The sequence below is a fragment of the Streptomyces sp. NPDC002994 genome, from assembly GCF_040611155.1.
GTDB lineage: Bacteria > Actinomycetota > Actinomycetes > Streptomycetales > Streptomycetaceae > Streptomyces.
This window is the reverse complement of the sequence record NZ_JBEXNQ010000029.1, coordinates 57,814-84,562: the sequence shown is the minus strand read 5'-3', so window position 1 is coordinate 84,562 and position 26,749 is coordinate 57,814. Positions and strand designations below refer to the sequence as shown.

At 70.4% G+C, this 26,749-nt stretch carries 26 protein-coding genes and 2 tRNA genes; 18 read left to right on the top strand and 10 right to left on the bottom strand.

Annotated features, from left to right (window positions below):
• Positions 1 to 31: 31 nt before the first annotated feature.
• From ABZX79_RS30655 to ABZX79_RS30640, 4 genes are all read left to right on the top strand, one after another.
• Positions 32 to 1,387 (top strand): AAA family ATPase, encoded by a 1,356-nt coding sequence (locus ABZX79_RS30655; RefSeq protein ID WP_355264855.1) that lies wholly within the window; start codon positions 32 to 34, stop codon positions 1,385 to 1,387.
• A 218-nt stretch (positions 1,388 to 1,605) separates the two neighbouring features.
• The gene (locus ABZX79_RS30650) at positions 1,606 to 1,947 is read left to right on the top strand and encodes a hypothetical protein (RefSeq protein ID WP_214969125.1); all 342 of its coding nucleotides are present in this window, start codon (positions 1,606 to 1,608) and stop codon (positions 1,945 to 1,947) included.
• A gap of 133 nt (positions 1,948 to 2,080) precedes the next feature.
• Positions 2,081 to 2,743, top strand: a complete 663-nt coding sequence (locus ABZX79_RS30645; RefSeq protein ID WP_355264851.1) for a hypothetical protein — start codon at positions 2,081 to 2,083, stop codon at positions 2,741 to 2,743.
• Positions 2,734 to 2,807: transfer RNA gene (locus ABZX79_RS30640), tRNA-Lys, on the top strand. The genes ABZX79_RS30645 and ABZX79_RS30640 overlap by 10 nt, the downstream gene beginning before the upstream one ends.
• 79 nt (positions 2,808 to 2,886) lie before the next feature.
• Here ABZX79_RS30640 and ABZX79_RS30635 read toward each other — a convergent pair.
• A complete protein-coding gene (locus tag ABZX79_RS30635; protein ID WP_355264848.1) occupies positions 2,887 to 4,197 on the bottom strand; it encodes a M6 family metalloprotease domain-containing protein in 1,311 nt (436 codons plus the stop codon).
• A gap of 318 nt (positions 4,198 to 4,515) precedes the next feature.
• Here ABZX79_RS30635 and ABZX79_RS30630 point away from each other — a divergent pair, with 318 nt between their 5' ends.
• Positions 4,516 to 6,363 (top strand): EAL domain-containing protein, encoded by a 1,848-nt coding sequence (locus ABZX79_RS30630; RefSeq protein ID WP_355264845.1) that lies wholly within the window; start codon positions 4,516 to 4,518, stop codon positions 6,361 to 6,363.
• 32 nt (positions 6,364 to 6,395) lie between these two features.
• Here the strand turns inward: ABZX79_RS30630 and ABZX79_RS30625 are convergent, their stop codons facing one another.
• The 3 genes from ABZX79_RS30625 to ABZX79_RS30615 form a co-directional block, all read right to left on the bottom strand.
• Complete coding sequence (locus tag ABZX79_RS30625; protein WP_355264842.1) at positions 6,396 to 7,457, bottom strand: LLM class flavin-dependent oxidoreductase; 1,062 nt, start codon at positions 7,455 to 7,457, stop codon at positions 6,396 to 6,398.
• A gap of 793 nt (positions 7,458 to 8,250) precedes the next feature.
• Positions 8,251 to 8,973 (bottom strand): decarboxylase, encoded by a 723-nt coding sequence (locus tag ABZX79_RS30620; protein WP_355264839.1) that lies wholly within the window; start codon positions 8,971 to 8,973, stop codon positions 8,251 to 8,253.
• Complete coding sequence (locus tag ABZX79_RS30615) at positions 8,970 to 9,797, bottom strand: decarboxylase (protein ID WP_355264836.1); 828 nt, start codon at positions 9,795 to 9,797, stop codon at positions 8,970 to 8,972. Before ABZX79_RS30615 ends, ABZX79_RS30620 begins: the two co-directional genes overlap by 4 nt.
• A 106-nt stretch (positions 9,798 to 9,903) precedes the next feature.
• Here ABZX79_RS30615 and ABZX79_RS30610 point away from each other — a divergent pair, with 106 nt between their 5' ends.
• The 3 genes from ABZX79_RS30610 to ABZX79_RS30600 all read left to right on the top strand — a co-directional run bounded on the left by ABZX79_RS30610 (position 9,904) and on the right by ABZX79_RS30600 (position 12,874).
• A complete protein-coding gene (locus tag ABZX79_RS30610; protein WP_355264833.1) occupies positions 9,904 to 10,854 on the top strand; it encodes a D-2-hydroxyacid dehydrogenase in 951 nt (316 codons plus the stop codon).
• Positions 10,847 to 12,283: an amidase gene (locus ABZX79_RS30605; RefSeq protein WP_355264830.1), complete on the top strand. Its 1,437-nt coding sequence runs from the start codon at positions 10,847 to 10,849 to the stop codon at positions 12,281 to 12,283. Before ABZX79_RS30610 ends, ABZX79_RS30605 begins: the two co-directional genes overlap by 8 nt.
• A gap of 165 nt (positions 12,284 to 12,448) precedes the next feature.
• Positions 12,449 to 12,874, top strand: a complete 426-nt coding sequence (locus ABZX79_RS30600) for a hypothetical protein (protein ID WP_355264827.1) — start codon at positions 12,449 to 12,451, stop codon at positions 12,872 to 12,874.
• On the opposite strand, the gene ABZX79_RS30595 is transcribed toward ABZX79_RS30600, so the two are convergent.
• On the bottom strand, positions 12,810 to 13,190 hold the full coding sequence (locus tag ABZX79_RS30595) for an ATP-binding protein (protein ID WP_355264824.1): 381 nt from the start codon (positions 13,188 to 13,190) through the stop codon (positions 12,810 to 12,812). The two genes, ABZX79_RS30600 and ABZX79_RS30595, sit on opposite strands and share 65 nt — an antisense overlap.
• A gap of 91 nt (positions 13,191 to 13,281) precedes the next feature.
• On the opposite strand from ABZX79_RS30595, the gene ABZX79_RS30590 reads away from it, so the two are divergent.
• Positions 13,282 to 14,064, top strand: coding sequence for a helix-turn-helix transcriptional regulator (locus tag ABZX79_RS30590; RefSeq protein WP_355264821.1), 783 nt, complete (start codon positions 13,282 to 13,284; stop codon positions 14,062 to 14,064).
• On the top strand, positions 14,061 to 14,303 hold the full coding sequence (locus ABZX79_RS30585) for a DUF397 domain-containing protein (protein ID WP_355264818.1): 243 nt from the start codon (positions 14,061 to 14,063) through the stop codon (positions 14,301 to 14,303). The genes ABZX79_RS30590 and ABZX79_RS30585 overlap by 4 nt, the downstream gene beginning before the upstream one ends.
• A gap of 25 nt (positions 14,304 to 14,328) precedes the next feature.
• Here ABZX79_RS30585 and ABZX79_RS30580 read toward each other — a convergent pair whose 3' ends face one another.
• On the bottom strand, positions 14,329 to 15,243 hold the full coding sequence (locus tag ABZX79_RS30580; RefSeq protein WP_355264815.1) for a helix-turn-helix domain-containing protein: 915 nt from the start codon (positions 15,241 to 15,243) through the stop codon (positions 14,329 to 14,331).
• A 561-nt stretch (positions 15,244 to 15,804) separates the two neighbouring features.
• Here ABZX79_RS30580 and ABZX79_RS30575 point away from each other — a divergent pair.
• Together ABZX79_RS30575 and ABZX79_RS30570 are read left to right on the top strand one after the other, a co-directional pair.
• The gene (locus ABZX79_RS30575; RefSeq protein ID WP_355264812.1) at positions 15,805 to 16,410 is read left to right on the top strand and encodes a hypothetical protein; all 606 of its coding nucleotides are present in this window, start codon (positions 15,805 to 15,807) and stop codon (positions 16,408 to 16,410) included.
• 114 nt (positions 16,411 to 16,524) lie between these two features.
• A complete protein-coding gene (locus tag ABZX79_RS30570; RefSeq protein WP_355264809.1) occupies positions 16,525 to 16,830 on the top strand; it encodes a hypothetical protein in 306 nt (101 codons plus the stop codon).
• A 48-nt stretch (positions 16,831 to 16,878) separates the two neighbouring features.
• Here ABZX79_RS30570 and ABZX79_RS30565 read toward each other — a convergent pair whose 3' ends face one another.
• Together ABZX79_RS30565 and ABZX79_RS30560 are read right to left on the bottom strand one after the other, a co-directional pair.
• Positions 16,879 to 17,754: a glycosyltransferase gene (locus ABZX79_RS30565; protein WP_355264806.1), complete on the bottom strand. Its 876-nt coding sequence runs from the start codon at positions 17,752 to 17,754 to the stop codon at positions 16,879 to 16,881.
• Between the two features lie 119 nt (positions 17,755 to 17,873).
• A complete protein-coding gene (locus ABZX79_RS30560) occupies positions 17,874 to 18,374 on the bottom strand; it encodes a DUF3830 family protein (RefSeq protein WP_355264803.1) in 501 nt (166 codons plus the stop codon).
• 106 nt (positions 18,375 to 18,480) lie between these two features.
• Here ABZX79_RS30560 and ehuB point away from each other — a divergent pair, with 106 nt between their 5' ends.
• The 6 genes from ehuB (at position 18,481) to ABZX79_RS30530 (ending at position 22,532) form a co-directional block, all read left to right on the top strand.
• Positions 18,481 to 19,389 (top strand): ectoine/hydroxyectoine ABC transporter substrate-binding protein EhuB, encoded by a 909-nt coding sequence (gene ehuB, locus ABZX79_RS30555; RefSeq protein WP_355264800.1) that lies wholly within the window; start codon positions 18,481 to 18,483, stop codon positions 19,387 to 19,389.
• On the top strand, positions 19,386 to 20,069 hold the full coding sequence (ehuC, locus tag ABZX79_RS30550) for an ectoine/hydroxyectoine ABC transporter permease subunit EhuC (RefSeq protein WP_355264797.1): 684 nt from the start codon (positions 19,386 to 19,388) through the stop codon (positions 20,067 to 20,069). The genes ehuB and ehuC overlap by 4 nt, the downstream gene beginning before the upstream one ends.
• On the top strand, positions 20,066 to 20,716 hold the full coding sequence (gene ehuD, locus ABZX79_RS30545) for an ectoine/hydroxyectoine ABC transporter permease subunit EhuD (RefSeq protein ID WP_355264794.1): 651 nt from the start codon (positions 20,066 to 20,068) through the stop codon (positions 20,714 to 20,716). Before ehuC ends, ehuD begins: the two co-directional genes overlap by 4 nt.
• Positions 20,706 to 21,461 carry an ectoine/hydroxyectoine ABC transporter ATP-binding protein EhuA gene (gene ehuA, locus ABZX79_RS30540; protein WP_355264791.1) on the top strand — a complete coding sequence of 252 codons (756 nt, stop codon included), beginning with the start codon at positions 20,706 to 20,708 and terminating at the stop codon, positions 21,459 to 21,461. Before ehuD ends, ehuA begins: the two co-directional genes overlap by 11 nt.
• Before the next feature lie 166 nt (positions 21,462 to 21,627).
• Positions 21,628 to 22,386 carry an IclR family transcriptional regulator C-terminal domain-containing protein gene (locus ABZX79_RS30535; protein WP_355264788.1) on the top strand — a complete coding sequence of 253 codons (759 nt, stop codon included), beginning with the start codon at positions 21,628 to 21,630 and terminating at the stop codon, positions 22,384 to 22,386.
• Positions 22,387 to 22,458: 72 nt separating this feature from the next.
• Positions 22,459 to 22,532, top strand: a tRNA-Lys gene (locus tag ABZX79_RS30530).
• A 56-nt stretch (positions 22,533 to 22,588) separates the two neighbouring features.
• Here ABZX79_RS30530 and ABZX79_RS30525 read toward each other — a convergent pair.
• Complete coding sequence (locus tag ABZX79_RS30525; protein ID WP_355264924.1) at positions 22,589 to 25,753, bottom strand: amidohydrolase family protein; 3,165 nt, start codon at positions 25,751 to 25,753, stop codon at positions 22,589 to 22,591.
• Positions 25,754 to 26,061: 308 nt separating this feature from the next.
• On the bottom strand, positions 26,062 to 26,652 hold the full coding sequence (locus tag ABZX79_RS30520) for a lytic polysaccharide monooxygenase (RefSeq protein ID WP_355264785.1): 591 nt from the start codon (positions 26,650 to 26,652) through the stop codon (positions 26,062 to 26,064).
• Positions 26,653 to 26,749: the final 97 nt, after the last annotated feature.

Here is a 26,749-nt window from a genome sequence, read left to right as displayed (position 1 = left end):
GACCCGACCGCACGACCTCGGAGGACCTCCTGTGAACCACCCCCTCTCCGCCGGGGCTTCGCGCTTCGACCCCGGCGCCGAGGCCGGGCGCGCGACCGCGGCGATCCTCCACGACACGCTGCACGGCGCGCACCGCGGCGTTGTCGTGGACTCGCCGCCCGGCGCGGGCAAGTCGACGCTCGTGGTGCGGGCCGCGCTCGAACTGGCCGCGGCCGGACGCCCGTTGATGGTGATCGCGCAGACGAACGCCCAGGTCGACGACCTGGTGCTGCGGCTCGCGGAGAAGGAACCTGACCTCCCGGTCGGCCGCCTCCACAGCAATGACACCGACCCGTACGACAAGGCCCTGGACGACCTGGCACACGTACGGAAGTCAGCGAAGGCGGGCGATCTGGCGGGCCTGGACATCGTCATCTCGACGGCCGCGAAGTGGGCGCACGTGAAGACCACGGACCCGTGGACGCACGCGATCGTCGACGAGGCGTACCAGATGCGTTCGGACGCGCTGCTCGCCGTGGCGGGGCTCTTCGAGCGGGCTCTGTTCGTCGGCGATCCGGGTCAGCTGGACCCGTTCTCCATCGTCGGCGCGGACCAGTGGGCGGGGCTGTCGTACGACCCGTCGGCCAGCGCGGTCTCGACCCTGCTGGCCCACAACCCCGAGCTGCCGCAGCACCGGCTGCCCGTGTCCTGGCGGCTCCCGGCGTCGGCCGCGCCGCTGGTCTCGGACGCGTTCTATCCGTACACGCCCTTCCGCAGCGGTACGGGCCACGGCGACCGGCGGCTCAGTTTCGGGGTGGCCTCCGACGGCTCCGGGCCCGACCGGGTGCTGGACGAGGCGGCCGCTTCGGGCTGGGGGCTGCTGGAACTCCCGGCCCGGCACACCCCGCGTACGGACCCGGAGGCGGTGCGGGCGGTGGCCCAGGTCGTACGCCGCCTCCTGGACCGGGGCGGCGCGGCGGTCAGCGAGCGTTCCCCCGACCCGGTCCCGGTGACGGCGGACCGCGTCGCGGTCGGCACCGCCCACCGCGACCAGGCGGCGGCGGTCCGGGCGGCGCTGGCCGACCTCGGCGTGGTGGGCGTCGCGGTCGATACGGCGAACCGGCTCCAGGGACGCGAGTTCGACGTAACGGTGGTGCTGCACCCGCTGTCGGGGCGGCCGGACGCGACGGCGTTCCATCTGGAGACGGGGCGACTGTGCGTGCTGGCTTCGCGGCATCGGCACGCGTGTGTGGTGGTGTGCCGGGAGGGGGTGGCGGATTTGCTCGATGAGCATCCGTCGACGGAGCCGGTGCAGCTTGGCGTCACGGTCAAGTTCCCGGACGGGTGGGAGGCGAACCACGCGGTGCTGGCGCACTTGGCGGAACACCGGGTGCGGTACCGGGGGTGAGGAACTGGGGCTCCGCCCCAGACTCCGCTCCTCAAACGCCGGAGGGCTGAGTGGTGCTGCCGAATCCAGCCCGTCCGGCGTTTGAGGACACGCCCGGAGGGCGTACCGGGAACAAGCCCGCCGCAGGCGACGCCGCGCACCCGAGGCGTACTTGCACGGTCCGGGACAATGGACGGTGGCCATCGAGCACGCATGGCCGCGAGAGGGAAGGAAAACCCATGGCGGAACCCGAGCGCACCGAGCGGCGACTGCGCCCCGCGCCGCTGCTCTTCGAGCCTTCGGAGGCAGCCGCCGATCCCGAGCACTTCTTCGACCTGGAGTCGATGGAGGACCCCGGTGAGCTGCTGGAACGTGCCACGGAGCTGACGCTCGCGTTCCGGACCGCGGCCGACCGGGCCACCGAGTACCAGGCCATCGCGGCCGCCCAGCTCGCCGACCCCAAGCGCTTCGACCGGCTGTCCGCGGCGGACATCGCACAACGCGCCGACTGGACCGAGGACTACGCCAAGAAGATGGTCGAGTTCGGCCGCGACCTCCTGCGCGGCCCGAAGCATCCGTAACGGCATCCGTAACCGCACAGCCAAAGGCTTGTGGCATATGCCGGGCCGCAAGATACCCCCTACCGCCCCGCCCTGTCCCGATTTCCGGCAACTCGCCGAAACGGAACGGCTACTCCCGGTAGATGTAGGCGCCATGACCGCCTGCAAGCAAGACGACGTCACCCCGTACGCCCCGCACCCCTCGTACGCACACTCCAACACCCCCGCCCACGTCACCGCCGCCGGAGCGGCCTGGCTCGCCTCCGCCGCCGCGTACCCGCGCAGCACCCTCTCGCTCTGGGAGGCCCGCCCCACCGACCCCTGCGTCCTGCCCTGCGGTTCCACGTTCGACGTCGTGAGCGTCCCCGCGGTCTTCGGCCGGCGCATGCTGGACCGGTTATGGGCGGACGGGCCCGGCTCCGGCCCCGTCGCCACCCACCGCGGCCGCATGCTGCTCTTCACCTGCCCGGGCACCGCCCACCGGCTCCCGTCACTGCTCGCCTGGGAGGAGTGGGGACGTACGGGGAACACCACGGACGGCGGCGCGAAAGGCGCCGTGCCGCCGCCGGTCCTGTGTCACGGCTCGGGCGACGCCGTGACCGTCCCCCCGCTGAGCGAACCGGCCGCCCCAGCCGGCGCGGAACCGCGCTGGCTGGTCGCCCCCGACGTGCGTCATCCGTGGCTGCCGGGCCCCGAGGCGATGCTCTGGGCGTGCGTACGGGCGGCCCGCCCCGGCCCGGCCGCCAAGGCCCGGATATCGATTTTTCCTCCCGCCGAACAGGGTGCTAATGTCTACGACGTCAGCAGGCGCCGCTAGCTCAGTTGGTTAGAGCAGCTGACTCTTAATCAGCGGGTCCGGGGTTCGAGTCCCTGGCGGCGCACAGACGGGAAAAGCCCCTCGCGAGAGCGAGGGGCTTTTTCGTTGCCCCAGGTCAGACGCCCCAGGTCAGACGCCCCAGGTCAGACGCCTGGCGTGATCCGTACCGTCCACGCCCCCGACCGCGTACGTTCCGCCACCTCCACCCGGGTCCCCTCCCCCGGCACCGTGAACGTCTCCCCCTCCCCCACCGGCGCGTCCGCCAGCGGCGGGTACACCGACCGGTCCCAGCACGCGTCGGTCTCCGGATGGGCGTCCACCACGTCGATCGGCCCGCCGCCGGAGGCCGCCCCGTTGCGTACCCGGTAGATCAGCACGCCCTCCGCGCACAGCGACTCGTCGTTCCCGGCCCCGCTGCGCGCCTCGACGGCCAGGACGCTGCCTTTCCCGGTCCGTACGACCGCGAGCCGCGTACCGCCCGTCGCGCCCCGGGGGCGCTCCGCCGCCAGCGGCTCCAGCGTGAGCCGGGTCGGGCCGGTTCCCTCCACGCAGGCCACCTGCCGTGTGTCCAGCCAGCCGAGCTTCCACTTGTGCCAGCCGAAGAGTTCCGGGGCGAGCCCGAACTGACTTCCCATGACGTCCCAGTCGCCGACGTAGGTGTCCCAGTCGCCCTTGCCGTCCACCGGCCGGTGGTAGAGATCGGGGAGGTCGAAGACGTGGCCGGTCTCGTGGGCCAGCACATTGCGGTCCGGCGGATGCTGTTCGAAGACGGTGACGATGCGCCTGATGTCCCGGCCGTCGGCGTGCAGCGGCTTGTCGAAGTTGACGACCTTGGTCGCGTCGGAGTCGACGCCGGGCGCGTCCGGGTCGGCGACGAGATAGACGATGTCGTAGTGGGTGAAGTCGACCTGGTCGTCCGCCGCGGCCACCGCGTCGCGCAGGTACGCCGAGCGCCGCCCGGCGTCCCAGTCGCGCTCTATCCCGTACGCCGTAGAGTCCTGCGGCATCTCGACCCACTCGCGCTGCGGGTGTGCCCGCAGCGTGAATTTCCCGTACGAGGCGCGCCGGAAGAAGTCACTGGTACCCGGGAAGTAGTCGGCCGCGAGTTCGTCCGGGGACGTCATCGGGGCCGAGTCGGGGAAGGCCAGGAAGATCATGACCGCGTTGAGGGTGTGTATGGGGCGCGGGTAGGCCGGGTTCCAGGTGTCGAGGCCCAGCGAGTGGTGCGCCGCGGTGCGCGTCAGCACGCACGGCCCGTCGCCTCGCGCCGCCACCGCGGGCCCCGCGACGAGTGAGGTGGCGGCGAGCGCCGTGAGGGAGGTGAACACGGCGGCCGTACTGCGCAGGCGCTTGCGCCCGCATCGGCGGGACGGGTCGGCTCCGGGGTCGGCTCCCCCGGGTGTCTGCTGGCGGACCACGTCGACCTCCGGGTACGGAAATACGGGGCACGCCACCCACATTGTTGCGTTTTGATGTGATATGCCCTGTTCCACTGCCCCACACGGGTGACCAGCACCTCCGGCGGCCTCCGATGGGCCGACACCCCGGCGGGATCACGGAAAGTCACAATCGATCACGCAGGAACACCGCAAGGCGCACCTGTGCAGAAACGATCGTCCGCGGCCGCCCCGTGCTCGGGGTCACGGCGGCGTAGCTGGATCGGCCGTCCCGGCAGCCTCTATGATCGGCACACTTTCCTGCGTGGAATCCGCCCCGGGCGGTGGTCCCCCACCCCGCCGACGACCCCGACGACCTCTGTAAGCGATCAAAAAATGATCAATGCCCTGCGGGAGCGAGCGGTGAGCGGAACCTCCGAAGGACCCGGTTCAGCACCCGACACGATCCGGCCGACCGTCACACAGAGTAATGGCGCCGGTCGCTCGGCGTCCGAGCTGCGCGACTACCGGGCGGCCTGGAACGCAGCGCACCTCGCCATGGCCGTCGTGGACCGCGCGGGCCATGTCGTCTCCGCCAACCCCGCCCTCGCCGAGCTCCTCGGCACGGAAACCCTCGAGCTGCGTGAACAGTCCGCCGCGGACCTCCTCGACCTCGCGTCCGACGCCCGCAGCTTCCACGCCTACCTCGAAGTCCTCGCCGGCCGACGCGCCCGCTTCCGCTGCACGCGCAGGCTCAAACACCCGGACGGCCGATCGCTGTGGGCCGAGATCACCATCACGCCCGTACCGGACAGCGGCACCGTCCTGCTGTCGGTCGCGGACACCAGCGACCGGCGTGAGCTCCAGGCCAGGCTGCGTCATCTCCAGATGCACGACCCGGTGACCCGGCTCCCGAACCGCACGCTCTTCTTCGAGCGCCTCACCTCCGCGCTGGAGAATGCGGCGTACGACGACGGGGGTGCCGGGGGTGACGGGGGCACCGGCCGGATCGGCGTCTGCTATCTCGACCTCGACGGGTTCAAGGCCGTCAACGACACGCTCGGCCACCGCGTCGGCGACCGGCTGCTGACCGCCGTGGCCTCGCGGCTGGCCAGGTGCGCCGACCAGTACGGCTACGCGCGGGCCGGCAGCCATCTGGTCGCGCGGCTCGGCGGCGACGAGTTCGCGCTGCTCGTCGAGGACTCCACCGGTACGGAACAGCTCGCCGACCTCGCCCAGGCGGTACTGAGCGCCCTTCAGCAGCCCTTCGACCTCGGCGGGCAGCGGCTGGCGGTGTCCGCGTCCATCGGGGTCGTGGAACGGCTGGCGGCCGGGACCACGGCGACCTGCCTGATGCAGGCCGCCGACACGACGCTGTACTGGGCGAAGGCGGACGGCAAGGCGCGCTGGACGCTCTTCGACCCCGAGCGCAACGCCCACCGCATGACCCGCCAGGCCCTGTCGAGCACGCTGCGCCCGGCCGTCGAGCGGGGCGAGTTCACGCTGGAGTACCAGCCGCTGGTGGACCTGGAGGGCGGCGGCGTACGAGGGGTGGAGGCGCTGGTCCGCTGGGAACATCCGCAGTTCGGGACGCTGGCGCCGAATCGGTTCATCTCGATTGCCGAGGAGGACGGCTCGATCGTCCAGCTCGGCCGGTGGGTGCTGCGGACCGCGTGCCGGCAGGCCCGGCAGTGGCAGATCGCGCACCCCGGCACCCCGCCGATCTTCGTCAGCGTCAATGTCGCCGTACGCCAGGTGTGGGATTCGGATCTGGTGGCCGATGTCGCCGGGATCCTCGCCGAGACGGGGCTCGCGCCGCATCTGCTGCAACTGGAGCTGACCGAGTCCGCGGTCATGGGCTCGGCGGGACGGCCGTTGCAGGCCTTGCAGGCGCTGAGCGACATGGGCGTACACATCGCCATTGACGACTTCGGCACCGGCTACTCGAACCTCGCGTATCTGAGCCGACTGCCTGTCTCGGTGCTCAAGCTGGACGGGTCGTTCGTGCGCGGCTTCCAGGACGAGGCGCACGCCAACCCGGCTGACGAAACGATTGTCGAGGCGCTGGTGCAGCTCGCGCACCGGCTGGGGCTGACGGTCACGGCGGAGTGCGTGGAGACGTCGGGGCAGGCGGCGCGGCTGCGGCGGATCGGGTGCGACACGGGGCAGGGGTGGCTGTACTCGCGGGCGGTGACGCCGGAGCGTATCGCCGCGATGATCGCCGTAAGTCCGCAGCGGGTCTGACGGTCTGACGGCGATCGCCGCGAGGTTGCGCGTTACGTCCGGGGCAGGCCGTACGCGTCCGCGATGAGTTCGTACGAGCGCAGGCGGGCGTCGCCGCCGTGGGCGTTCGCGGTGATCATCAGCTCGTCGGCGCCGGTGCGCTTGGCCAGGTCGTCGAGGCCGGTGCGGACGTCGTCCGGGGTGCCGTGGATGACGTTGCCGAGCCAGCTGTCGACGAACTCGCGCTCCATGGAGCTGAAGTTGTACGCCGCCGCCTCCTCGGGCGTCGGGATCAGTCCGGGGCGGCCGGTGCGCAGGCGGACCATCGACAGGGCGCCGGTGAGGACCTGGCGGCGGGCCTCCTTCTCGTCGTCCGAGGCGAGCGCCGATACGCCGATGAGGGCGTACGGGGCGTCGAGGACGGCCGAGGGGCGGAACGACTCGCGGTAGAGGTCGAGCGCCGGAATGGTGTTCTGCGCCGAGAAGTGGTGCGCGAAGGCGAACGGCAGGCCGAGGGTGGCGGCGAGGCGGGCACTGAAACCGGAGGATCCGAGCAGCCAGACCGGCGGCCGGGCGGAGGGCCCCTGGACCGGTCCCGGGACCGCGTGGATGCGGGCGTAGGGGTGGCCGTCCGGGAAGTCGTCGTCGAGGAAGCGGGTCAGCTCGGCGAGCTGCTGCGGGAAGTCGTCGGCGCCTTCACGGAGGCTTTCGGTGCGGCGGAGGGCGGCTGCGGTGGCGCCGTCCGTGCCGGGGGCTCGGCCGAGGCCGAGGTCTATGCGGCCGGGGGCGAAGGCTTCGAGGGTGCCGAACTGTTCGGCGATGACCAGCGGTGCGTGGTTGGGCAGCATGACGCCGCCGGAGCCGAGGCGGATGCGGTCGGTGTGGGCGGCGATGTGGGCCAGGATCACGGCCGGGGAGGAGCTGGCGACGCCGGGCATGGAGTGGTGCTCGGCGACCCAGTAGCGGTGGAAACCGCGGGTCTCGGCCTGGCGGGCGATGGCGACGCTGGTGCGCAGGGCGTCGGTGGCGGTGGTGCCGCGGCCGACTGTGGCCAGGTCGAGTACGGAAAGGGGTACTGGCGCGCTTCCGCTCGCCGTGCCTCGGATCGCGTCCACCGTTTTATCCTCCTGCGTTGTTTTGCGGTGCGGTGCGGTTGCGGTGCGTGCACCGAATGCGCCAACAGGAGGGTGGCTCCGGTTATTCCCCCGGGGGTGGGGCGGCGCGGATCGCCTGCGGCGGGCTCCTTCCCCACCCCGCCCCTTCCCGCTGTGACACTCTGCGGCTCCGCCGCGTGGGGGGCAAGCCCCAGACCCCGCACGCCCTACGGGCGTCCTCAAACGCCGGACGGGCTGGATTTTGCTGCGCTGGAGTCCCAGAGCGCGGCAATTGCACGGAGCGCGGCAACCTCGAGCTGGGGCGAAGCCCTCAGCTCGGATGAGCCCCCTGGCGACTCCAGCCCGTCCGGCGATTGAGGAGCGGGGTCTGGGGCGGAGCCCCAGCAACCCACCCCGGCGAACCCAGCCCGTCCGGCGATTGAGGACCAAGGCCTGGGCGGAGCCTCAGCCACCCACCTCGGCAAATCCAGCCCGTCCGGCGATTGAGGACCAGGACCTGGGGCGGAGCTCCAGCAACCCACCCCGGCGAACCCAGCCCGTCCGGCGATTGAGGACCAGGACCTGGGGCAGAGCCCCAGCAACCCACCTCGGCTAGCTCAGCCCGTCCGGCGATTGAGGACCGGGGTCTGGGGCAGAGCCCCAGCAACCCACCCCGGCAAACCCAGCCCGTCCGGCGATTGAGGACCAGGGTCTGGGGCAGAGCCCCAGCAACCCACCCCGGCAAACCCAGCCCGTCCGGCGATTGAGGACCAGGGCGGCCTGGGGCAGCGCCCCAGAGGCCCGCCGCAGGCGGCTACTCCCGGGGGGCGAACAGCGTGCCCAGCCGCTTCGAGCGGACCCGGCGGCCCGCCAGCCGCAAGCCCTCCCACACCGTGACCTGGTTCGCCGTGAGGACCGGCTTGCCCAGCACCGCCTCCAGCTCCGGGACGTACGCCGCCGTATGCAGCGCCGTATCCGGCAGCAGCACCGCCTCCGCGTCCGGATGGTCACCCGCGCGCGCCAGCTCCAGGACCTCCTCCCGACCCCACGTGCCCACCTCAGCCGCCGTGACGATGCCGCTGCCGCGCGCCGCGACCACCTCGATGTCCGCCGCCTTCAGGAAGTCCGTGAAGTACGCCGCCACGTCGTCGGGGTACGTCGCCGCGACCGCGACCCGGGCCGCCCCCACCTGACGTACCGCGTGGGCGAACGCGAACGACGTACTGGACGCCGGCAGGCCGGCCGCCCGCGCCAGGGACCGGACCTGTTCGTGCGCGCCGTCCCAGCCGAAGACGAAGCTGCCACTCGTGCAGGCCCACACCACCGCCTCCGCGCCCGCCAGCCGCAGTTCCTCCACCTTGGCCTCAAGACGCGCCGGCGAGCCCATCTCCAGGAGGGCGTCGACGCGGTGCGCGTCCTCGCCGATGTCGGTGTGGACGACGTACAGCCGCACATCGCTGTCCAGCAGCAGCATCTCGATCCGCGGGTAATCGTCCTCCGCGGAGTGACCTGGGTAGAGAAACCCGACCGCTGTCATGACCATCCTTCCTGTTGCTGGGGCCGCTGGGGCTCCTGGGGCTGCTCCAGCGGCTGCGCCTGCGCCTGCGCTTGCGACCGCGTCCGCGCCGCCTCGTCGATCAGCAGCTGCTGGTACGGCCCCACGGCGCACGCCCCGATCCGCCGCAGCGCGGACCACATCGTGACCTGGTTCGCGGAGAGCACCGGCATCCGCAGCTCCGCCTCCAGCTGCGGAATCACGTCGTACGTCGGAAGATTCGTACAGCTGATGAAGAGGCAGTCAGCCGCCCCCACCACCGCCTGTCGGGCCATGTCGACCACATCCCGGTAGGGGACTTTCCAGATGTGACTGGTCAGTCCGAGGAAAGCGCGTCCCGTGACCGCTATCCCCGCCTGCGCGAGATATTCCTCCAGAGAGCGGGTCACGGATTCCGTGTACGGGGTGACGAGCGCGATCCGCCGCGCCCCCATCTCGCCGAGGGCGTCGAGCAGCGCGCCCGACGTGGTGACCGCGGGCAGCTCCCCCGCCTGGGCCATCGCCGCGCACATGGCGCGCTCGCCGGCCACGCCGCCGACGAAGCTCCCCGACGTACAGGCGTACGCGACGACTTCGGGCGCCACCGCGGTCAGCGCCCGCACCGCCTCCCGCAGCGTCTCGTGCTCGCTGACCAGCCGGGCCAGGTCGAGGCTGACCTCGACGGGAACGAAGGGGGTCCGGGTGAGATGCAGCGAGATGTCGTCGGGGACCCAGCGCCACAGTTCCCGGTCGAGCGCGAAGTCGAAGGGGGCCACGACGCCTACGCCGCGTTGTGGCCTTGGTCCGCCGAGGAAGGAGATGTCCAATGCGGCCCCCAGGTGCGTGTGTTGACGACCGTAGGTTCGGGTGCGAGCGTGGTCAATCCGTACATCAATCCGTACATCTCAGACGTGTCGAAGGGGTTTCGCCTCCATGTCCGAAGAGACCCTTCTTGTCCTCGACGCCGACCCGCCGCCCCGCCTGGGCCGGCTGGCCGGACGGGCCCGCATTCTGCACGGTGACGAGTCCACGCTCGCCCGTCAACTGCCGCTCGCCGATGTGCTTCTGGTCTGGGACTTCACCTCCGACGCGGTACGCCGTGCGTGGCCCGGCGAGGGACCTCGGCCGCGCTGGGTGCACACCGCCAGCGCCGGCGTCGACCACCTCATGTGCCCGGAGCTGGTCGCGTCGGACACGGTGGTGACCAACGCCCGCGGGATCTTCGATCTGCCCATCGCCGAGTACGTATCGGGCCTGGTCATCGCCATGGCGAAGGACCTGCCCGGCACGCTGGAGCTCCAGCGGCAACGGCGCTGGCGCCACCGGGAGACCCTGCGCGTGGCGGGGAGCAGAGCGGTGATCGTCGGCTCCGGGCCGATCGGGCGGGAGATCGCGCGCCTCCTCCAGGCTATCGGGGTTGTCACCGCTCTGGTCGGTCGAACCGCGCGCCCCGGCGTGCACGGCGCGCAGGAGCTGACCCCCTTGCTCTCACGCGCCGACTGGGTGGTGTGCGCCGCGCCGCTGACCGACGCGACGCGCGGGATGTTCGACGCGGCGGCGTTCGGCGTCATGCCGCCGTCCGCCCGCTTCATCAACGTGGGGCGCGGCCCGCTCGTCGTCGAGGACGACCTCGTCGCGGCTCTCCAGAAGCGGTGGATCGCGGGCGCGGCACTCGACGTGTTCGGCGAGGAGCCGCTGCCGCCGGAGAGCCCGCTGTGGGACGTCCCCGGGCTGATCGTGTCCCCGCACATGAGCGGGGACACGGTCGGGTGGCGCGACGAGCTGGGCGCTCAATTCGTTGAATTGTATGAACTTTGGGCCTCCGGAAGCCCTCTGCCGAACGTGGTGGACAAGAAACGTGGGTACGTCCCCATGCATGACTGACCTGAGCGCACTGACCGCCCGACAACTGCTGGCCGGGTACGAGAAGGGTGAGTTCTCCCCCGTCGATGCGACCCGTGCCGCCCTGGCCCGGATCGAAGCCGTACAGCCGCTCGTCAACGCCTTCGTCCGGGTCGACGCACCAGAGGCCCTCGCGCAGGCGGAGGCGTCCGCCGGGCGGTGGCGGAGGAAGGAACCGCAGGGCCTGGTCGACGGGGTGCCGGTGTCGGTGAAGGACATCCTGCTGATGCGCGGCGGGCCGACGCTGCGGGGCTCGAGGACCGTACGGCCGGACGCGACCTGGGACGAGGACGCGCCGTCCGTCGCGCGGCTGCGGGAGCACGGCGCGGTGTTCCTCGGCAAGACGACCACGCCGGAGTTCGGGTGGAAGGGCGTTACGGACTCCCCGCTCTCCGGCGTGACCGGCAATCCGTACGATCCGTCGCGCACGGCGGGCGGCTCCAGCGGCGGCAGCGCGGCGGCCGTGGCGCTGGGGGCGGGGCCGCTGTCGCTCGGCACGGACGGTGGGGGTTCGGTCCGCATCCCGGCGTCCTTCTGCGGGATCTTCGGCCTGAAGCCGACGTACGGACGGGTGCCCCTCTACCCCTCCAGCCCCTTCGGGACGCTCGCGCACGCGGGCCCGATGACACGGGACGTGGCGGACGCGGCGCTGCTCATGGACGTCATCAGCGGCCCCGACTGGCGCGACTGGTCGCAGCTGGCGCCCGGCGGGAGCATGACCGCGGCCCTGGACGGCGGGGTGAAGGGCCTGCGCGTGGCGTACTCGGCGTCCTTCGGCGGGCAGGTGGCGGTACGGCCGGAGGTGGCGGCCGCGGTGCGTGCGGGGGTCGGGAAGCTGGCCGAGCTGGGCGCGTACGTCGAGGAGGCGGACCCGGACTTCGCCGACCCGGTGGAGGCCTTCCACACCCTCTGGTTCAGCGGGGCCGCGCGCCTGGTACAGCACTTCGGCAAGGAGCAGCGGCAACTGCTCGACCCCGGCCTGCGCGAGATCACCGCGGTGGGCGCCCGGTACAGCGCGCTGGACTACCTGGCGGCGGTCGACGCCCGCATGGAGCTGGGCCGCCGCATGGGCCGCTTCCACGCGACGTACGACCTGCTGGTCACGCCGACCCTGCCGATCACCGCGTTCGAGGCGGACGCCGAGGTGCCGAAGGGCTCGGGCCACCGCCGCTGGACCGGCTGGACCCCGTTCACTTACCCCTTCAACCTCACCCAGCAGCCCGCGGCGAGCGTGCCCTGCGGGACGGACGCCGACGGCCTCCCCATCGGCCTGCAACTGGTGGCGGCGCGCCACCGCGACGACCTGGTACTGCGAGCGGCGCACGCGCTGTACGGGACGGCGGTGGCGGCGGCGGTGGCGGCGGCGGTGCCGCCCCCCGCGGCCGCACCGACGGCCAAGGGTTCAAGCTGACCCCGGCCGCCATCGGCCGGTCCACAGACCCCCAACAGGGCGCCTCACGCCCCGAGTCAGGGGAAGCACGTTCCGACAACACCTATCGAAAGTCGGTGGCGAGCATTGTGGCGTCCAACCGGGGAGCGACGTACTACGCCTTCCGCACCTGACCCGGCCCGCCGGGTGTCCCGCCTCGGCGCGCTGAGCGCAGCCGTGCTGTGCGCGGGGCTGCTCTCCGCGTGCGGCGGGGCGGAGAAGAAGGCGGACCTGGCGGACCAGGACCGCTTCCTCAAGGAGTACGTGAACCTCCTCAACACGGCGGACGAGGACGGCTTGGCCGACCTCCTCGACGACCATCCGCACGGTAAGGACGACGCCCGCGCCCGGATCAAGGCATACGGCGGCCAGGAGTGGAACGTCACCTGGAACCGCACCTCCGACTTCCAGGACGTCTGGCAGGTCCGGCTGACCGGAACCGCCGGAGCGGACAGGCGTCCCGTCAAGGTAGTGGAGACCGTGAGCTGGGAGGACGAGCACTGGCTGCTCACTCCACTGGACGGCGTGGTCCCGAAGCCGCCCAATGCGGCGGAGACGACACCACCGGAGTGACCTCCACCGGGGCCGGCCGCGCTGCCGTCGCGATCTCGAACCAGACGGTTTTGCCGATCCCGCACGGGCGCGGCTCCGCCCCCCACCGCTCGGCCAGCGCCTCGACCAGAGCGAGCCCGCGCCCCGTCTCGTCGTCCGGTGAGACGTGGCGCGGGTGCGGGAGCGCGGCGCAGGCGTCCGACACCTCGATACGCAGGAGGCCGTCCCGTACGGCGAACCGCGCCCGGATCTCCCGCGCCTGCTCGGCGAGGAGGGTACGGGCGCGGCCGACGCTGCGGGGGTGGCGGGGGAAGCGCCACTCGATGTGGTCGTTCATGGCTCATACCGTCCCGGAATGGGCATAGCCTGGTGGAGTAACGGCTCACGTACAGAGAGCGGTTGTACCCATGGCGAACCTCGAACCACCCATGGCCTGGCGATACTGCGGCGACCAGATCAAACGGTGGCGCGAGCAGGCGGGCGTCACCCGCGAGGCACTGGCGAAGGAAGCCAGTTGCAGTTACGAGTACGTGAAGTCGATGGAGGCGGGCCGACGCAAGCCGACGTCGCACCTGCTCCAGGTGGCGGACGCGCTGTGCGGGGCGGGTGGGTTACTGGTCGGGGCGCGGGAGTTCCTGGTACCGGACAAGTTTCCCTCGTTCTCCCAGGACTTCATCCGGTACGAAGCCGAGGCGATCGTCCTCAGCTGGTTTGAGCCGCTGCTCATTCCGGGCTTGCTCCAGACGGAGGAGACAGCGCGAGCGCTGCTCAACGCGCACTGGCCACCTCTGGACGACGAGACGATCGACATCCGCGTAGCTGCCCGGCTGGACCGACAGCGCCTGCTGGAGAGGCGCACCAGGTTCTTCAGCTTCGTCATCGCAGAGACAGCTTTGAGGCACCCCATCGACAGTGCGGCATCGCATCGCCGACAATTGCAGCGCCTCCTGGACGTCGGTGAGCAGCGAAATCTAAGCATTCAGGTGCTGCCGATCGGAGGCGCTCATCCGGGACTCAACGGTCCCATCGTCCTGCTGGAGACCGCCGACCATGAGCACCTCGCATACGAGGAGGGCCAGGCGACGGGCGTGTTGTACTCGGACCCGGAGAAGGTGGGCGTCATGACGCAGAGGCATGCCATGATCCTTCGAATGGCCCTCAGCCCCGAGGAGTCTGCACGCTTCATTGCCAAGTTGGCGGAGGAACTGTGAGCACCCAGTTGGCATGGTTCAAGTCGAGTTACAGCGGCACCGAAGGCGGCAATTGCGTTGAAGTCGCCCTGGCCTGGCATAAGTCGACGTACAGCGGCACCGAAGGCGGCGCCTGCGTAGAGGTCGCCACCTGCCGCCACTCCGTCCACGTCCGCGACTCGAAGCTCACCGACGGCCCGCAGCTCGCCCTCCCCGCCGCCTCCTGGGCCGCGTTCCTCGCGTACGCGACGCACGGCTGATCACGAACGTGCGGCCCGCGCGCCTCTAAGCGGCTTCCGCCTCGTTCCCCTCGACCCGGCAATCGCGGCACAGTCCCCCGCGCTTCTGGGACCGGAAGGCGCGATCGCAGCCGTCGCAGGTCTGGAAGGCAGCACGGGCCACAGGTGGCATGGCGTAGAAAGACCGGCTCGGCGCGAAGACCGGAAGAGGCGGCGGGAGTAGCGCGGCCAGCCGGTGAGCCACGAGCCCGGCGGGATGGTGGATGGGCTCGTCGGGCAACCGCGTCAGCAGCGCGCGACGTACGTCGGTGACGCTGAGCTCCCGTTCCAGCCAGGCGGCCACGGCGGGCACGAGCCGATGAATGTCCCACTGGGCGAGTCTGAGCCGGGGGTCGAGGCCACGGAGTCCCGCGAGGAGGTCGGCGGCGGTGCGGCGGATCTCGGGCGTGGGTTCGGACTTGGGCACGGGAAGCGTCAGTCGGGGCTTCGGTTCCGGCGTGGGAGTGGGAACAGTCGCTGTGGGTACGTCCGTGGCGCTCGGCAAAGCCACTTCCGCAGCCTCCCCTTCGGGCTCACCCACGAGGTCCGCGAAGGCGGCCCGCACGCCGGCCGCCGGGTTGTCGTAGAAGACCGTGCGGGTCACAACCTTCCCGCAGGCGGTCCGCTCCTTGGAGCGCACCAGATAGCCGTACGCCCCCAACTCCCGCAACGCGGAGGCGATCCGCCCCTCGCCCTCGGCGAACTTCTTCGCCAGCTCCTTGATGCCGATCCTGACCCCGTCGGGCAGCGACTGGATGTGCGCGGCGAGGCCGATCGCGGTCAGTGACAGGTCGGGGTGCTGCGTGAGGTGGTTGCCGAGCACGGTGAAGCGCTCCGTGTGCCGGAACTTGATGTGCCGGACACCGGCGGCGTGACCACCGGACCGCGAGCGCGCGAGCGCGCTAAGGTTCTTCTCAGCCATGGGGAAGAGTGCTACTTCCTGCGTGGTGAGGCCCCGGTCGGGATGCCCGTCCCGGCCAGGGGCCGTCAAAGTCTGTGGAGTTGTCTGCTGCGGCAGCACATTAGCCCGCCAACTCCCCCACATCACACCCGGATTCGCTTAATCACCCGTGTGGGTGATGAGAGCCGGGTGGGGTGGGAAGGGTTCCTTTCTCTCAAGTTTTTAAGTGTTTTTGCGTCGCGGGCCACCGGGTCGCGGGCCACCGGGTCGCGGCAGCCACGATCCGGCCGAGACCCACACGGAATCCCCCGCCACCGGCCTCTTTCCAGCCAAGATCGCTCGATGGTCGGCGACTCGAACCGAACGACCAGGCCGCCGGATAGCCGCATCTCCGGGCAGCCCATGGTTCTGGGGGTGGCGCATTCTTTATGGTGCAGCTCAGGTGAACCTCAAGTCCCTTGCCGCGCCCGATCTTGATTGGCAAGGTCTACTGCGTCGACCGCAGACCAGCACCTTTCCTCTGACCAAGGAATGGTGAGCGGCCGACTGCAGATAGTTCAACAAAACGAGGGGGAAACACCAATGCGCAATTCTGGCATAGGCGGAACGATTCGACTGGGCGCCGCTGCTGCGATGACGGCGATGGTTCTGGGTGCCGCCGCACCCATGGCATCCGCGACCGAGGCTCAGCATGTCCGCAACGCCGAGCAGACGGCCGCCGCGGCCGGACTCGGGGCCGCTTTCACTGAGGTGGGTGCCCCTCCGATCGTCGAGGCGGGTCTGGACGACCGGATCGCGGAGCTTCCGGCGAACCGGACGATGGGGCAGGTCGTCGAGGCGATGTACCCGGGCGACAAGGACGCCCAGTCCGCCGTACTGGCATTCCTCGAGGGCAAGGCCGGCAGCGCTTCGCCGCACGCCGCTTCGGGGGTAGCTTCGGCCAACGGACGTATGGCGGCCGCCAGCGGCTGGGGTACGGCCTGGAAGTACACCAAGTGCGTGGCGTTCGTAGCCAGCGTCTTCGTCCCCGGCGCCACGGCGTTCAAGGCCATCAAGGCACTTGGCGGCGTGAAGACCACCGCCAAGTTGCTGATGAAGGCCGGCAACTCCAAGGACTTCCTCAAGATCGGCGGCGGTGCCGCTGCGGAAATCATCGGCATCAACGGCATCAAGGACAACTGCTTCTAGGCAGAGCATATTCGCCTCATAGCCAGTAGCCCCGGACGGGCGCAGTCTATTACCGCGGAATACGCTGCGCCCGTCTATGGCCGCACGCTTAGCCATCTACCGATAGGAACAACAATGCTGTTCGGTAAAGCGCCCGTGATCGTGTTGCGCGACGGACCCACAATCCTGAAGGCCGTTCAGGAGATGCTCGCCTCAGCGGCCCCCGGCGAGCGCGCCGGCCTGGAGCGAGCCGCCGAAATCGTCGAAGCCCAGTGCGCGCGCACCGAGGACGACGTCCTGAAGCAGTGGGTACGAGGCGTACTTGCCGACGCCGGCGTTGATGCCGGCACCAACCACGCCGAAGCCGTGGCAGCACTGCGCAACGTGGTCCCCGACCTCGCGCTCACCACGGCGAACGATCTCGTGACTCAAGCCGCCTGACAGAGCGAGGCGCGGCGGGACCCGGACAGCGGTGCTCCGCCACGCGGGTCAGATCACCGGTGGTCTGCCCAGGCGGCCCATGTGCCATACCGTGCGCCAGCGCATGGGTCGCCGTTCGCTGCACGGCGTACGCACGCCCTCGGCGAATCCGCCGAACCAGGCCCGCAGACCCGCCGCGGACCGTGTGCGGGCCAGTGTGAGGGCGATCCAGGTTCCGAGGTAGACCGGCACCAGAAGGGCGGGCAGGTGGCGGCGGGCCATCCAGACGCGGTTGCGGGCGGTCATGCGGTAGTACACCGCGTGCCGCGCCGGCGAGGTGTGCGGGTGCTGGAGCACCAGCTCCGGCTCGTAGAGGATCTTCCAGCCGCCGTCCAGGGCCCGCCAGGCGAGGTCCGTTTCCTCGTGGGTGAAGAAGAAGGCGTCCGGCCACCCGCCGATCTGGTCCAGCATCGGCATCGACAACGCGTGTCCGCCACCGAGGAAGGTAGTCACCAGGCCCCGGCGCATCGGATCCCCTGCCCGCAGCCGGGGCACATGCCGTCGCTGCGTTTGTCCGGTCTCGTCCGCGATCCGGAAGCTGACGATGCCCAGGTCCGGGTCGGAGGCATACAGATCCGCGACGCGGCGAACCACGTCGGCCGAGATCAAGAGGCCGTCGTCGTCCAGGTCAACCAGGACGTCGACATCGCCGAATTCCCGCAGTCGCTCGATCGCCACGTTACGACCGCCGGACACTCCCAAGTTCTCGTCCACCTCGACGCCGGTCACCCATTCCGGCAGCTCGGGCAGGGGAGACCCATTGCCGACCACCACCACGTGGGCGGCGGGCTCGTCCTGCTTGGCCACCGAGTCGAGCAGAGCCCGCAGCTCGGCCGGCCGGTTGCCCAGGGTCAGCACTGCCACACCCACACGCGGTCGTGGCATGTCCAGGGCTCCAGCTGTGGGTGGCGGCGGTAAGCGGCCGAGCTTAGCGGCAGCCTCATCCGCCGGACATGCGGAAGGAACCCCGGCCAGGCCGTCCGTTCACCCCGGGATGGCTTCGCCTACGCCCGGCGGAAGGTGAGGGTCTCCCCCGTCGCGCCCGAGCGCCAGAGGTCCTGGCAGGCTTCCGCCATCCGGTCCAGGCCTTCCACCACCGTGCCCCAGACGATGCCGGGGACCCAGCCCGTATCGCCGTTGAGCAGCAGGTTGTTGCGTTCGTAGAAGAGGGCGAGGTCGACGACGCCCTGGCCGGGCTGGATGGTCGGTTTCGGGCCGTAGCCGTGGGAGGCCGTGCCCAGTTGCGTGTCGGAGAAGGAGAAATAGCAGAGGTCACCGGGGATGGGGGTGACCGTGGGATTCTCCAGCGGCGGCTCCTGCGCGGCGAAGGGTTCGACCAGGGCGTAGATCTCGTTGCGGGCATACTTCGCGTGGTAGACGTCCCCGCCCAGGGGAAGCGCCTGCCACACCGCCTCGCAGGTGATCGGCGCCAAGTCGTCCAGGAGTTTCGCGGTGCAGCGCACACCGCGCTTGTCGAGCGATACGTCCACGAATCGGTCGGTCATGTCCCCATGGTCTCCAGCGGGTCAAGGGCGCACCCACCGCAACAGGCCGCGACAGGGGCTGGAATTCATCGGCATACCTGGCCTGGAGCCGGGTAGCCGCGCGCCCATGGCTCCACCACCAGGGAATGACTCAGGAAGCGCGACAAGACACTCCTCCATACGCCGGCGCTCGCTCCTGCTCGGCACGGCCGCGCTGGGTGCCGCGGGGGCGCTCGGCGCGGCCGGCTGCAGCAAGGTCCCGTCGGGCGACACCCTCGCCCGGCTGAAGTCGCAGGGCACGGTCCGGCTCGGCATCGCGGGCGAGGCTCCGTACGGATACATCGACGAGCAGGGCGCATTCACCGGCGAGGCGGTGGAGCTCGCGAAGGTGATCTTCAAGCGGCTCGGCGTGCCCCGTGTCCAGCCCTCCCCCACCGACTTCTCCTCTCTCATCCCGGGCCTTCAGTCGCAGCAGTTCGACGTGGTCTCCGCCGGGATGTACATCAACAAGGAACGCTGCGCCCAGGTCCTCTTCGCCGACCCCGAGTACCAGATGCTCGACTCGTTCATCGTGCGCAAGGGCAACCCGAAGAAGCTCCATTCGTACCAGGACGTCGTCAAGGCCAAGGCGAAGATCGCCACCGGCGCCGGGTACGCCGAGATCGACTACGCGGTCGCGGCCGGCATCCCGCGCAAGGAAATAGCCATCTACCAGGACCCCGTCGCGGGCCTGAACGCCGTGGAGTCCGGCCGGGTCGACGTCTTCGCGGGCACCGCGCTGACCGGCCGCGGCGTGGTGAAGAAGAGCACCAGGGCCGAGGCGACGAAGCCCTTCGCGCCGCTCGTCGACGGCAAGAAGAAGGTGGACGGCGGCGGCTTCGCCTTCCGGCTCGGCGACGCCGAACTGCGCGACGCCTTCAACGTGGAGATCCACAAGATGAAGAAGAGCGGCGAACTCTTCCGGATCCTCCAGCCGTTCGGCTTCACCCAGGCCGAGATGACGACGATGACCGCAGAGGAGCTGTGCGACGTATGACAGCCGGACTGTGGACCCACTGGATCATCCCCGGGATCTGGATCACGATCCAGCTCACCGTGTACAGCGCCGCCCTGGCGGCCGTCGTGGCCTTCGGCATCGGCATCGCCCGTACTCACCGTTCGAAACTCGTCCGCTTCCTGGCGGGCTTCTACACCGAGGTCTTCCGGGGCGCGGGGGCGCTGGTGCTGATGTTCTGGCTGTTCTTCGTGATGCCGGGGCTCTTCGGCTGGGTGCTCGTCCCGATGTGGGCGGCCGTCCTGGCGCTGGGACTGTGCTACGGGGCGTACGGGGCCGAGGTGGTGCGCGGTGCGCTGAACTCCGTCACCCCGGCGCAGCGCGAGGCGGGGGTGGCGCTCAGCTTCACCCCCTGGCAGCGGATGCGGCTGATCCTGCTGCCGCAGGCGGTGCCCGAGATGATCCCGCCCTTCAACAACCTGCTGATCGAGCTGCTCAAGGGCACGGCGCTGGTGTCGCTGCTCGGCGTGGCCGACACGTCGTTCTCCGCGTACCTGGTGCGCCTGGCCACCCAGGAGAGCGTGGAGATCTACTCGGTGACCCTGGTGATCTACTTCGTGATCGCCTTCGTCCTCACCCGCGGCATGCGGGCGCTTGAGCGCAAGACCAAGGCCGGTATCGGGATCACCGCCGCAGCCGCCGGAGCCGGAGGCACGCGATGAACAACTGGGACTGGTCCGCCGTCGCGGACTTCATGCCGACGTTCTGGGACGGGTTGCTCGCCACGCTCCAGGTACTGGTGCTCGGCTCGCTGCTCTCGTTCACGCTCGGCCTGGTCTGGGCGATCGGATACCGGGGGCCGCGCTGGGTGCGCTGGCCGGTGAACATCGTGACCGAGTTCATCCGCAACACCCCGCTGCTGGTGCAGCTGTTCTTCTTCTACTTCGTCCTGCCGGAGTGGGGCGTGCAGGCCTCGGCGCTGACCACCGGCACGCTCGCGATCGGGCTGCACTACTCGACGTACACCGCGCAGGTCTACCGGGCCGGCATCGACGCGGTTCCGGTCGGCCAGTGGGAAGCGGCCACGGCGCTCAGCCTGCCGGCCTCGCGCACCTGGTTCGCGGTGATCCTGCCGCAGGCGATCCGCCGGATCGTGCCCGCGCTGGGCAACTACGTGATCTCGATGCTGAAGGACACTCCGCTGCTCATGGCCATCGGCGTACTGGAGATGCTCCAGCAGGCCAGGCTGGCGAGCGCGCAGAGCTTCCAGTACGCCGAGCCGCTGACCGTCGTCGGTGTCGCCTTCATCCTCATCGCCTACCCGGCTTCTCTTCTCTTGCGAGCCCTGGAGCGTCGTCTTGTCCGCTGACCCAACCTCCAATGAATTGATCCGTTTCGACAACGTCACCAAGAGATTCGGCGACAACACCGTCCTGGACAATCTCTGTTTCTCGGTCCAGAGCGGAAAGCACGTGACGCTCATCGGACCGTCGGGGTCGGGCAAGACCACGATCCTGCGGCTGCTGATGACTCTGGTGAAGCCCGACGAGGGCGTCATCCGGGTGAACGGCGGGCAGCTCTTCCCGGCGGGCGAGAAGGAAGTCCGCGAGGTGCGCAAGAACATCGGAATGGTGTTCCAGCAGTTCAATCTCTTTCCGAATATGAACGTCCTGCGCAATGTCACCGAGGCGCCGGTGCGGGTTCTCGGCATGTCGAAGGACGAGGCCGCCGAGCGCGCCAAGGGCCTGCTGGATCTGGTCGGGCTCGCCGACAAGCAGGACGCGAAGCCCACCCAGCTCTCCGGCGGCCAGCAGCAGCGGGTCGCCATCGCGCGGGCGCTGGCGATGCGTCCGCAGGTGCTGCTGCTGGACGAGGTGACGTCGGCGCTCGACCCGGAGCTGGTGGCGGGCGTGCTCGACGTACTGCGCGACATCGCCCGTACGACCGACATCACGATGCTCTGCGTCACACACGAGATGAACTTCGCACGGGACATCTCGGACGACGTGTTGATGTTCGACTCGGGGCGGGTCATCGAGTCCGGATCCCCGGAGAAGATCTTCAACGATCCGGAGCACGAACGTACCCGCGAATTCCTCGGCGCGGTGCTCTGACCTCTCCATCCAGGTCGAAATCCTGCCTCTGGCATATGCCAGAGTGGCGCGCCCCAGCTTATGGAGCCGGGGCGCGCCACAATGTCGCCAACACCAGCCCCGTAAGCGGGTCTTGGCGGCTATCGTGGAGCAGATGCAAACGGTCACAACCTGGTAGGGGGAAACCGTGGCGCTGAAGCCGGAGCCGACAGCACCGTTCCACTCGGTGCAGTACGCCCTGCGTGTGCTGGAGACGGTCTCCAGGCACGGGAGCGGTGTGACCGATGTACAGATCGCCCGCGAGACCGGACTCCCGACCGCCCACCTGACCTCCCTGCTGCTGATGCTGCGCCGCGAGGGATACGTCGAGCAGGTGATGGACGGCGCGTACGTCGTCGGCGACTCGCTCGTCCTGCTCGGGTCGGGTTCCACCCGGCGCGAGGCACTCCAGGCCAAGCTGCAGCAGACGCTCGACCAGCTGCGCGACACGGTGGGCGCGGCGATCTACATCAGCCGGTACATCGACGGCGAGATCAAGGTCATGCAGGTCGCCGAGGGTCCGCGTACGCCCAAGGTCAACGAGTGGGTGGACTTCAGATCCGCCGCCCACGCGAGCGCGATCGGCAAGTGCCTGCTGACCCAGCTCGACCAGAACGGGCGCCGCGACCACCTGTCCCGCCACAAGACCGCCCGGCTGACGTCAAAGACGATCACCAACGAGCGGGTGCTGTTCTCCAAGCTGGACAGCCAGCCGCCCACTGTGCCGGTCCTCGACCTCCAGGAGTACGCGGTGGGCACGGTCTGCGCGGCCGTGCCGCTCACGGCCGGCTCCTCGGTGGGCTGCCTGGCGCTGTCCCTGCCAGTGGAGCACGCCCACCGCCTGCGCTCGGCGGCGGACACCCTGAACCGCAGGGCAGCGCCGGTGGTGCTGTCACTGGCGCTGTGACGGGGACCACCGGCCCGGTGCCCGGGCGTGGTCCCGGGCACCCCTGCGGACCAGGTACTATTTACGAGTCAAGCGCCGCTAGCTCAGTTGGTTAGAGCAGCTGACTCTTAATCAGCGGGTCCGGGGTTCGAGTCCCTGGCGGCGCACAGACGAAAGACCCTCGCGGAAGCGGGGGTCTTTTTCGTGTGCCTGCTCACATTCCTCAGCAGCAGCCGTCGCGGCACATCTGGTCGCTTACTGCCGCCCAGCCGCCGGACGCCGAGGCCGTGCGGGTGGCCGGCTTTGTGTACGTACGCTCCAGGGCTGCCCGCTCGTGGGCGCGGCCCGCGATCAGCACCCTGTCCGTCTTCGTCAGGTCGTCGAAGCCCGTGAACGGGTCGCCGTCGATGATCGTCAGGTCCGCGAGCCTGCCCGGCTGGACCGTGCCGAGGTCCTGGGCCGCGCCGAAGAGCTTCGCCGGGATCGCCGTTGCCGTGAGCAGGGTCTCGGAAGGGGAGAAGCCGTGGCGGACCAGGGCGCGCAGGGCCAGGTGCAGGAAGAGGCCTACGGGGGTGATCGGTGAGTCCGTGCCCAGGGCCACCTGGCCGCCGCCCTTGGTCACGGTACGTACGGTGGTCATCTCGCGGCGCAGCGCGAGGCGCTCGCTCGCGGTGGGTGTTCTTGCCGCCAGGGCGCGGACTCCCACGGCGTCCCACGGGGGCATCATCGCTGTCACCCTCGGGTCGTCGGCGAGCTCCGGAGTGTCGGCGAGGAGGTGGCCGGCGGTGAAGGGGGTCTCGATCAGGCTCAGGCCGCCGCGCGTGTAGTTCTCGACGGTGTCCTGGTGGGTCACGCCACCGGCGGTCGCGCCGTGCCCGTGGTCGGCGCGTTCGGTGGCGACGAGGTGGGTGGTCAGGTCCTGACCGGTCTGGATGCCCTGCGAGCAGAGGTGGGAGCCGGACGGCACGCCGAGCCGTTCGTGGCCGAAGCGGGCCGCCTCCTCCATCACCCAGGCCGGGGCGCGGACGTACGTCTTCACGAAGTCCCAGGCCAGAGCCTCGCCCCGGGCCAGCGAGCGGCGCAGGCCGGCGCGGGTGGTGTGGGCTCGGCCCATGCTGTACGCCACGCGGGAGCCGTCGAGGAGTTCGCCGGTGGTGAGCAGGCGGGGTCCGGCGAGGCGGCCGGAGGTGATGTCTTCGCGGAGGCGCGCCTGTTCGTAACTGAATCCGGCGAGGGAAACGGTGGTCGTGATGCCGTACGCCAGGTTCAGCGCGGTCTGGCGGGCGCCGTACGTGTACTGCCAGGGGTGGGTGTGCGTGTCCCACAGGCCGGGCAGGACGGTGCGGGCGGAGGCATCGATGCGGCGGGTGGTGCGGCGGCCCGGGCGGTGGGGTTCTACGGCGGTGATGCGGCCGGCCCGGACGAGGATGTCGACGTTCTCGCGGAACGCGTCGCCGCCGGTCGTGCCCGTCCCGTCCCAGAGGCGGCCCGCGTGGACGACCGTGTCGACGGGGGTCTGGCGGCGGTAGGTAAGGCGGACGGGGACGGTGCGGGGGCGGCCGTCGCCGTCGCCGAGCGGGTGGAGGCGCAGGCGGGTGCCGGAGAGGTAGAGGAGCGTACGGGAGTCGGCGGACCAGGAGGGGTGGTCGGCGGGTTCGTCGTCGGCGGTGAGGCGGCGGGGGGCGCCGGTGGGGGTGCCGTCCGGGCTGACCGGCAGCAGCCACAGGGCCGACTCGCTGACGCACGCCATGGTCCGGCCGTCGGGGGACCAGACCGGGCCGGACGCGTACCGGTCGGAGAGCGAGACGTGCGGGGCGAGGGCGTGGAGGCGGGAGGCGCCGGTGGTCGTGTCGACGACGCGGATGAGGTTGTAGCCCTCGCGGTGGCGGAGGTTCAGGCGGTTGCGGTCGCAGTACGCGAGGTAGCGGCCGTCCGGCGAGAAGCTGGGGCGGCCGGGCAGTCCGCCGCCGCCGAGCGGGGCGGCGAGGGTCTGCTCGGCGCCGGTGGCGAGCTCGCGGACGATCAGGTTTCCGGCCAGGTCGAGTGCGGCCAGGCGCTTGCCGTCCGGGGAGAGGGCTGCGTGGACGCGGCCCGGTCCGGTGAGTGCTGTGTCCTTGCCGGTGGTCAGGTCGTGGCGGCGTACGGCGTTGAGCCCGGCGTCGCGGTCGTCGACGTACAGCAGCGCCTGGCCGTCGGGGGTCCAGACGGGGCCCTGGAGGTAGGTGGTGGGGGCGGCCTGGACCAGCTTGCGCGGGGAGGTGGGTGTGCCTGAAGTGGGCGTCACCCACAGGGCGTTGAGCGCGGCGAAGGCGACGGTCGCGCCGTCCGGGGAGAGTGCGGGGAGGTGGATGCCGCGTACGGGGCGGGCGCGGTCCGGCTCGAAGTCGTACGTCTTGGTGCGGTAGCGGGGGCGTACGACGGGGAGTGTCGCCTCGAAGGGGACGGTGACGGCGGGCCTGTCGCGGTGCGGGCGGACGATGCGGAACTGGCCGTCGACGGTGAGCAGCAGCCGCTCGTCGTCGAGCCAGCGGGGCGGGGCGGTGGCGATCTCGCCGTCCACGGGGGCCGGCTTGCCGTCGACGACGAGGGTGACCTGCTCGTAGCGGCCGGGCGCGGGGGCGAGGGTGCTGAGCCAGGCGCGGCGGCCTGCCGGGGAGAGAGCGGGGGTGAGGAGATTGCCGGGGCCGGGGTCGGTGTGTTCGACGGTGACGGGTCCGGTGGTGGTGGCCGCGGTGGCGGCGAGGGTTCGGGACTTGAGGACGGCGCCGTCGACGGTGCCTCGGACGAAGAGGATCGTGGCACCGTCCGTCGACCACACCGGGTCGAAGTCCTCCCAGGCGGCGCCTTGACCCGGCCCCTGCTGACCGGGCAGGCCGGTGTGCTGGGTCAGCTTTCCGGTGCGTACGTCGACGGACCAGATGCGGTACGGGCTGCCCTTGACGGGGTCGCCGCCGCGCTCGGAGGAGAAGGCGATGCGGGTTCCGTCCGGGGACCAGGCGGGGGCGCGGTCGTCCCACGGGCCGTCGGCGGTGAGGGGGCGCGCGCCGGAACCGTCCCTGGCCATCACCCAGATGTGGAACTGGCCGCCCTTGAAACAGGCGGCGGCGATGTACCGGCCGTCGGGGGAGCAGGTGGGGCGGCTCGGTTCGAGGTCGGGCGGAGTGAGGGCGGTGGCGGGCGAGCCGTCGCGCGGGACTGTCCAGAGGACGTTCTGGACTTCGGCGACGAGTGGGCCGGTGGGGGTGGTGGGGGTGGCTGCGCCGTTGGTGGCGGCGGTGAGGTGGAGGGGGGTGGCGGCTGCGGCCTCCGCCACCCCGGTTACGCTCCCGGCTGCGGCCACCGCGACGGCGGTTCCGGCGGCGGACTGCAGGAACTGCCTGCGCGGCATGGACGTCACGACTGCCCCCTGGGACTCGGAAGTCGCGATCCTTCCCACTGCGGCTGCTGCGCAAGCCACCGGATGCGGTGGCAGGGCGTGTCCTGCGGAGCTTTCCCCTACCCGCCCCTTCCCGCTGTGACACTTTGCGGCTCCGCCGCGTGAGGGGCGCTGCCCCAGACCCCGCTCCTCAATCGCCGGAGGGGCTGAGATTTGCCGCAAGCGGCAGATCCAGCCGCTTGCGGCAAATCCAGCCCGTCCGGCGATTGAGGACACGCCCGAAGGGCGTCCGGGGGTCGCCCCGGTTGGCTGACCCAGGGTCAGAACTGGACGTCCGAGCACGCGTAGAACGCGTTCGTCGTGTCCGCGACGTTCCAGACCGCCAGGATGATGTGCCGCCCGGTCTTCTGGGTAGGGATCGTGCCCTGGTGAGTCAGGGTGGACGGCGGCTGCTTACCGCCGTACGGGACCGTCATGAACGGCTGTGATTCCAGGGCCGCCCGGGTCAGCGGCCTGCTGGAGTCCCAGCCGTTCTTGGTGATGTAGTAGCGGAAGTCGCTGGTCGCGTGCCTGGCGGTGAACTGCCAGCGGAAACCGTAGCCCTGACCGGCGGTCAGCCTGGTGGCGGGCCAGGCACCTCCACGGGGGTCGTCGAGCTGGGCGAACTGGCTGTTGCCGCCGGCGCAGATCTTGCCGTCGGCCGGACCGGAGGTGGGGAATCCCTTCGGCCCTTCGACGCTCTGCGGTTCCCACTGGATGTTGCCGCAGCCGGTCACCGTGCCGTTGGCACAGAGTTTCTGCCGGCTGATCGGGGAGTCCGTGTAGCCGTGGCTGCTCGCGCTGCCGGTGCCCACAAGGGACACCCCGGCTATCGCGAGGCCGACCACGGCCGCACCCATCTTTATTCGCATGCTGGCTCCTGAACGTGGGGGCAGTTCTGTGAGCTGTGCTGCGCGCGTGTCGTGCGGTCTAGACCAAGTCCCAATGTATTAACGCCACTTGAACATG

Excerpts from the sequence above, each read along its gene's own strand:
- ehuB (WP_355264800.1), top strand. The coding sequence starts at position 18,481 with ATGGCTCCACCACCAGGGAATGACTCAGGAAGCGCGACAAGACACTCC.
- ABZX79_RS30560 (WP_355264803.1), bottom strand. The coding sequence starts at position 18,374 with ATGACCGACCGATTCGTGGACGTATCGCTCGACAAGCGCGGTGTGCGC.
- ABZX79_RS30605 (WP_355264830.1), top strand. The coding sequence starts at position 10,847 with ATGACTGACCTGAGCGCACTGACCGCCCGACAACTGCTGGCCGGGTAC.
- ABZX79_RS30570 (WP_355264809.1), top strand. The coding sequence starts at position 16,525 with ATGCTGTTCGGTAAAGCGCCCGTGATCGTGTTGCGCGACGGACCCACA.
- ABZX79_RS30565 (WP_355264806.1), bottom strand. The coding sequence starts at position 17,754 with ATGCCACGACCGCGTGTGGGTGTGGCAGTGCTGACCCTGGGCAACCGG.
- ABZX79_RS30610 (WP_355264833.1), top strand. The coding sequence starts at position 9,904 with ATGTCCGAAGAGACCCTTCTTGTCCTCGACGCCGACCCGCCGCCCCGC.
- ehuD (WP_355264794.1), top strand. The coding sequence starts at position 20,066 with ATGAACAACTGGGACTGGTCCGCCGTCGCGGACTTCATGCCGACGTTC.
- ABZX79_RS30620 (WP_355264839.1), bottom strand. The coding sequence starts at position 8,973 with ATGACAGCGGTCGGGTTTCTCTACCCAGGTCACTCCGCGGAGGACGAT.
- ABZX79_RS30520 (WP_355264785.1), bottom strand. The coding sequence starts at position 26,652 with ATGCGAATAAAGATGGGTGCGGCCGTGGTCGGCCTCGCGATAGCCGGG.
- ABZX79_RS30630 (WP_355264845.1), top strand. The coding sequence starts at position 4,516 with ATGATCAATGCCCTGCGGGAGCGAGCGGTGAGCGGAACCTCCGAAGGA.
- ABZX79_RS30595 (WP_355264824.1), bottom strand. The coding sequence starts at position 13,190 with ATGAACGACCACATCGAGTGGCGCTTCCCCCGCCACCCCCGCAGCGTC.
- ABZX79_RS30575 (WP_355264812.1), top strand. The coding sequence starts at position 15,805 with ATGCGCAATTCTGGCATAGGCGGAACGATTCGACTGGGCGCCGCTGCT.
- ABZX79_RS30525 (WP_355264924.1), bottom strand. The coding sequence starts at position 25,753 with ATGCCGCGCAGGCAGTTCCTGCAGTCCGCCGCCGGAACCGCCGTCGCG.
- ABZX79_RS30590 (WP_355264821.1), top strand. The coding sequence starts at position 13,282 with ATGGCCTGGCGATACTGCGGCGACCAGATCAAACGGTGGCGCGAGCAG.
- ABZX79_RS30580 (WP_355264815.1), bottom strand. The coding sequence starts at position 15,243 with ATGGCTGAGAAGAACCTTAGCGCGCTCGCGCGCTCGCGGTCCGGTGGT.
- ABZX79_RS30645 (WP_355264851.1), top strand. The coding sequence starts at position 2,081 with ATGACCGCCTGCAAGCAAGACGACGTCACCCCGTACGCCCCGCACCCC.
- ABZX79_RS30650 (WP_214969125.1), top strand. The coding sequence starts at position 1,606 with ATGGCGGAACCCGAGCGCACCGAGCGGCGACTGCGCCCCGCGCCGCTG.
- ehuC (WP_355264797.1), top strand. The coding sequence starts at position 19,386 with ATGACAGCCGGACTGTGGACCCACTGGATCATCCCCGGGATCTGGATC.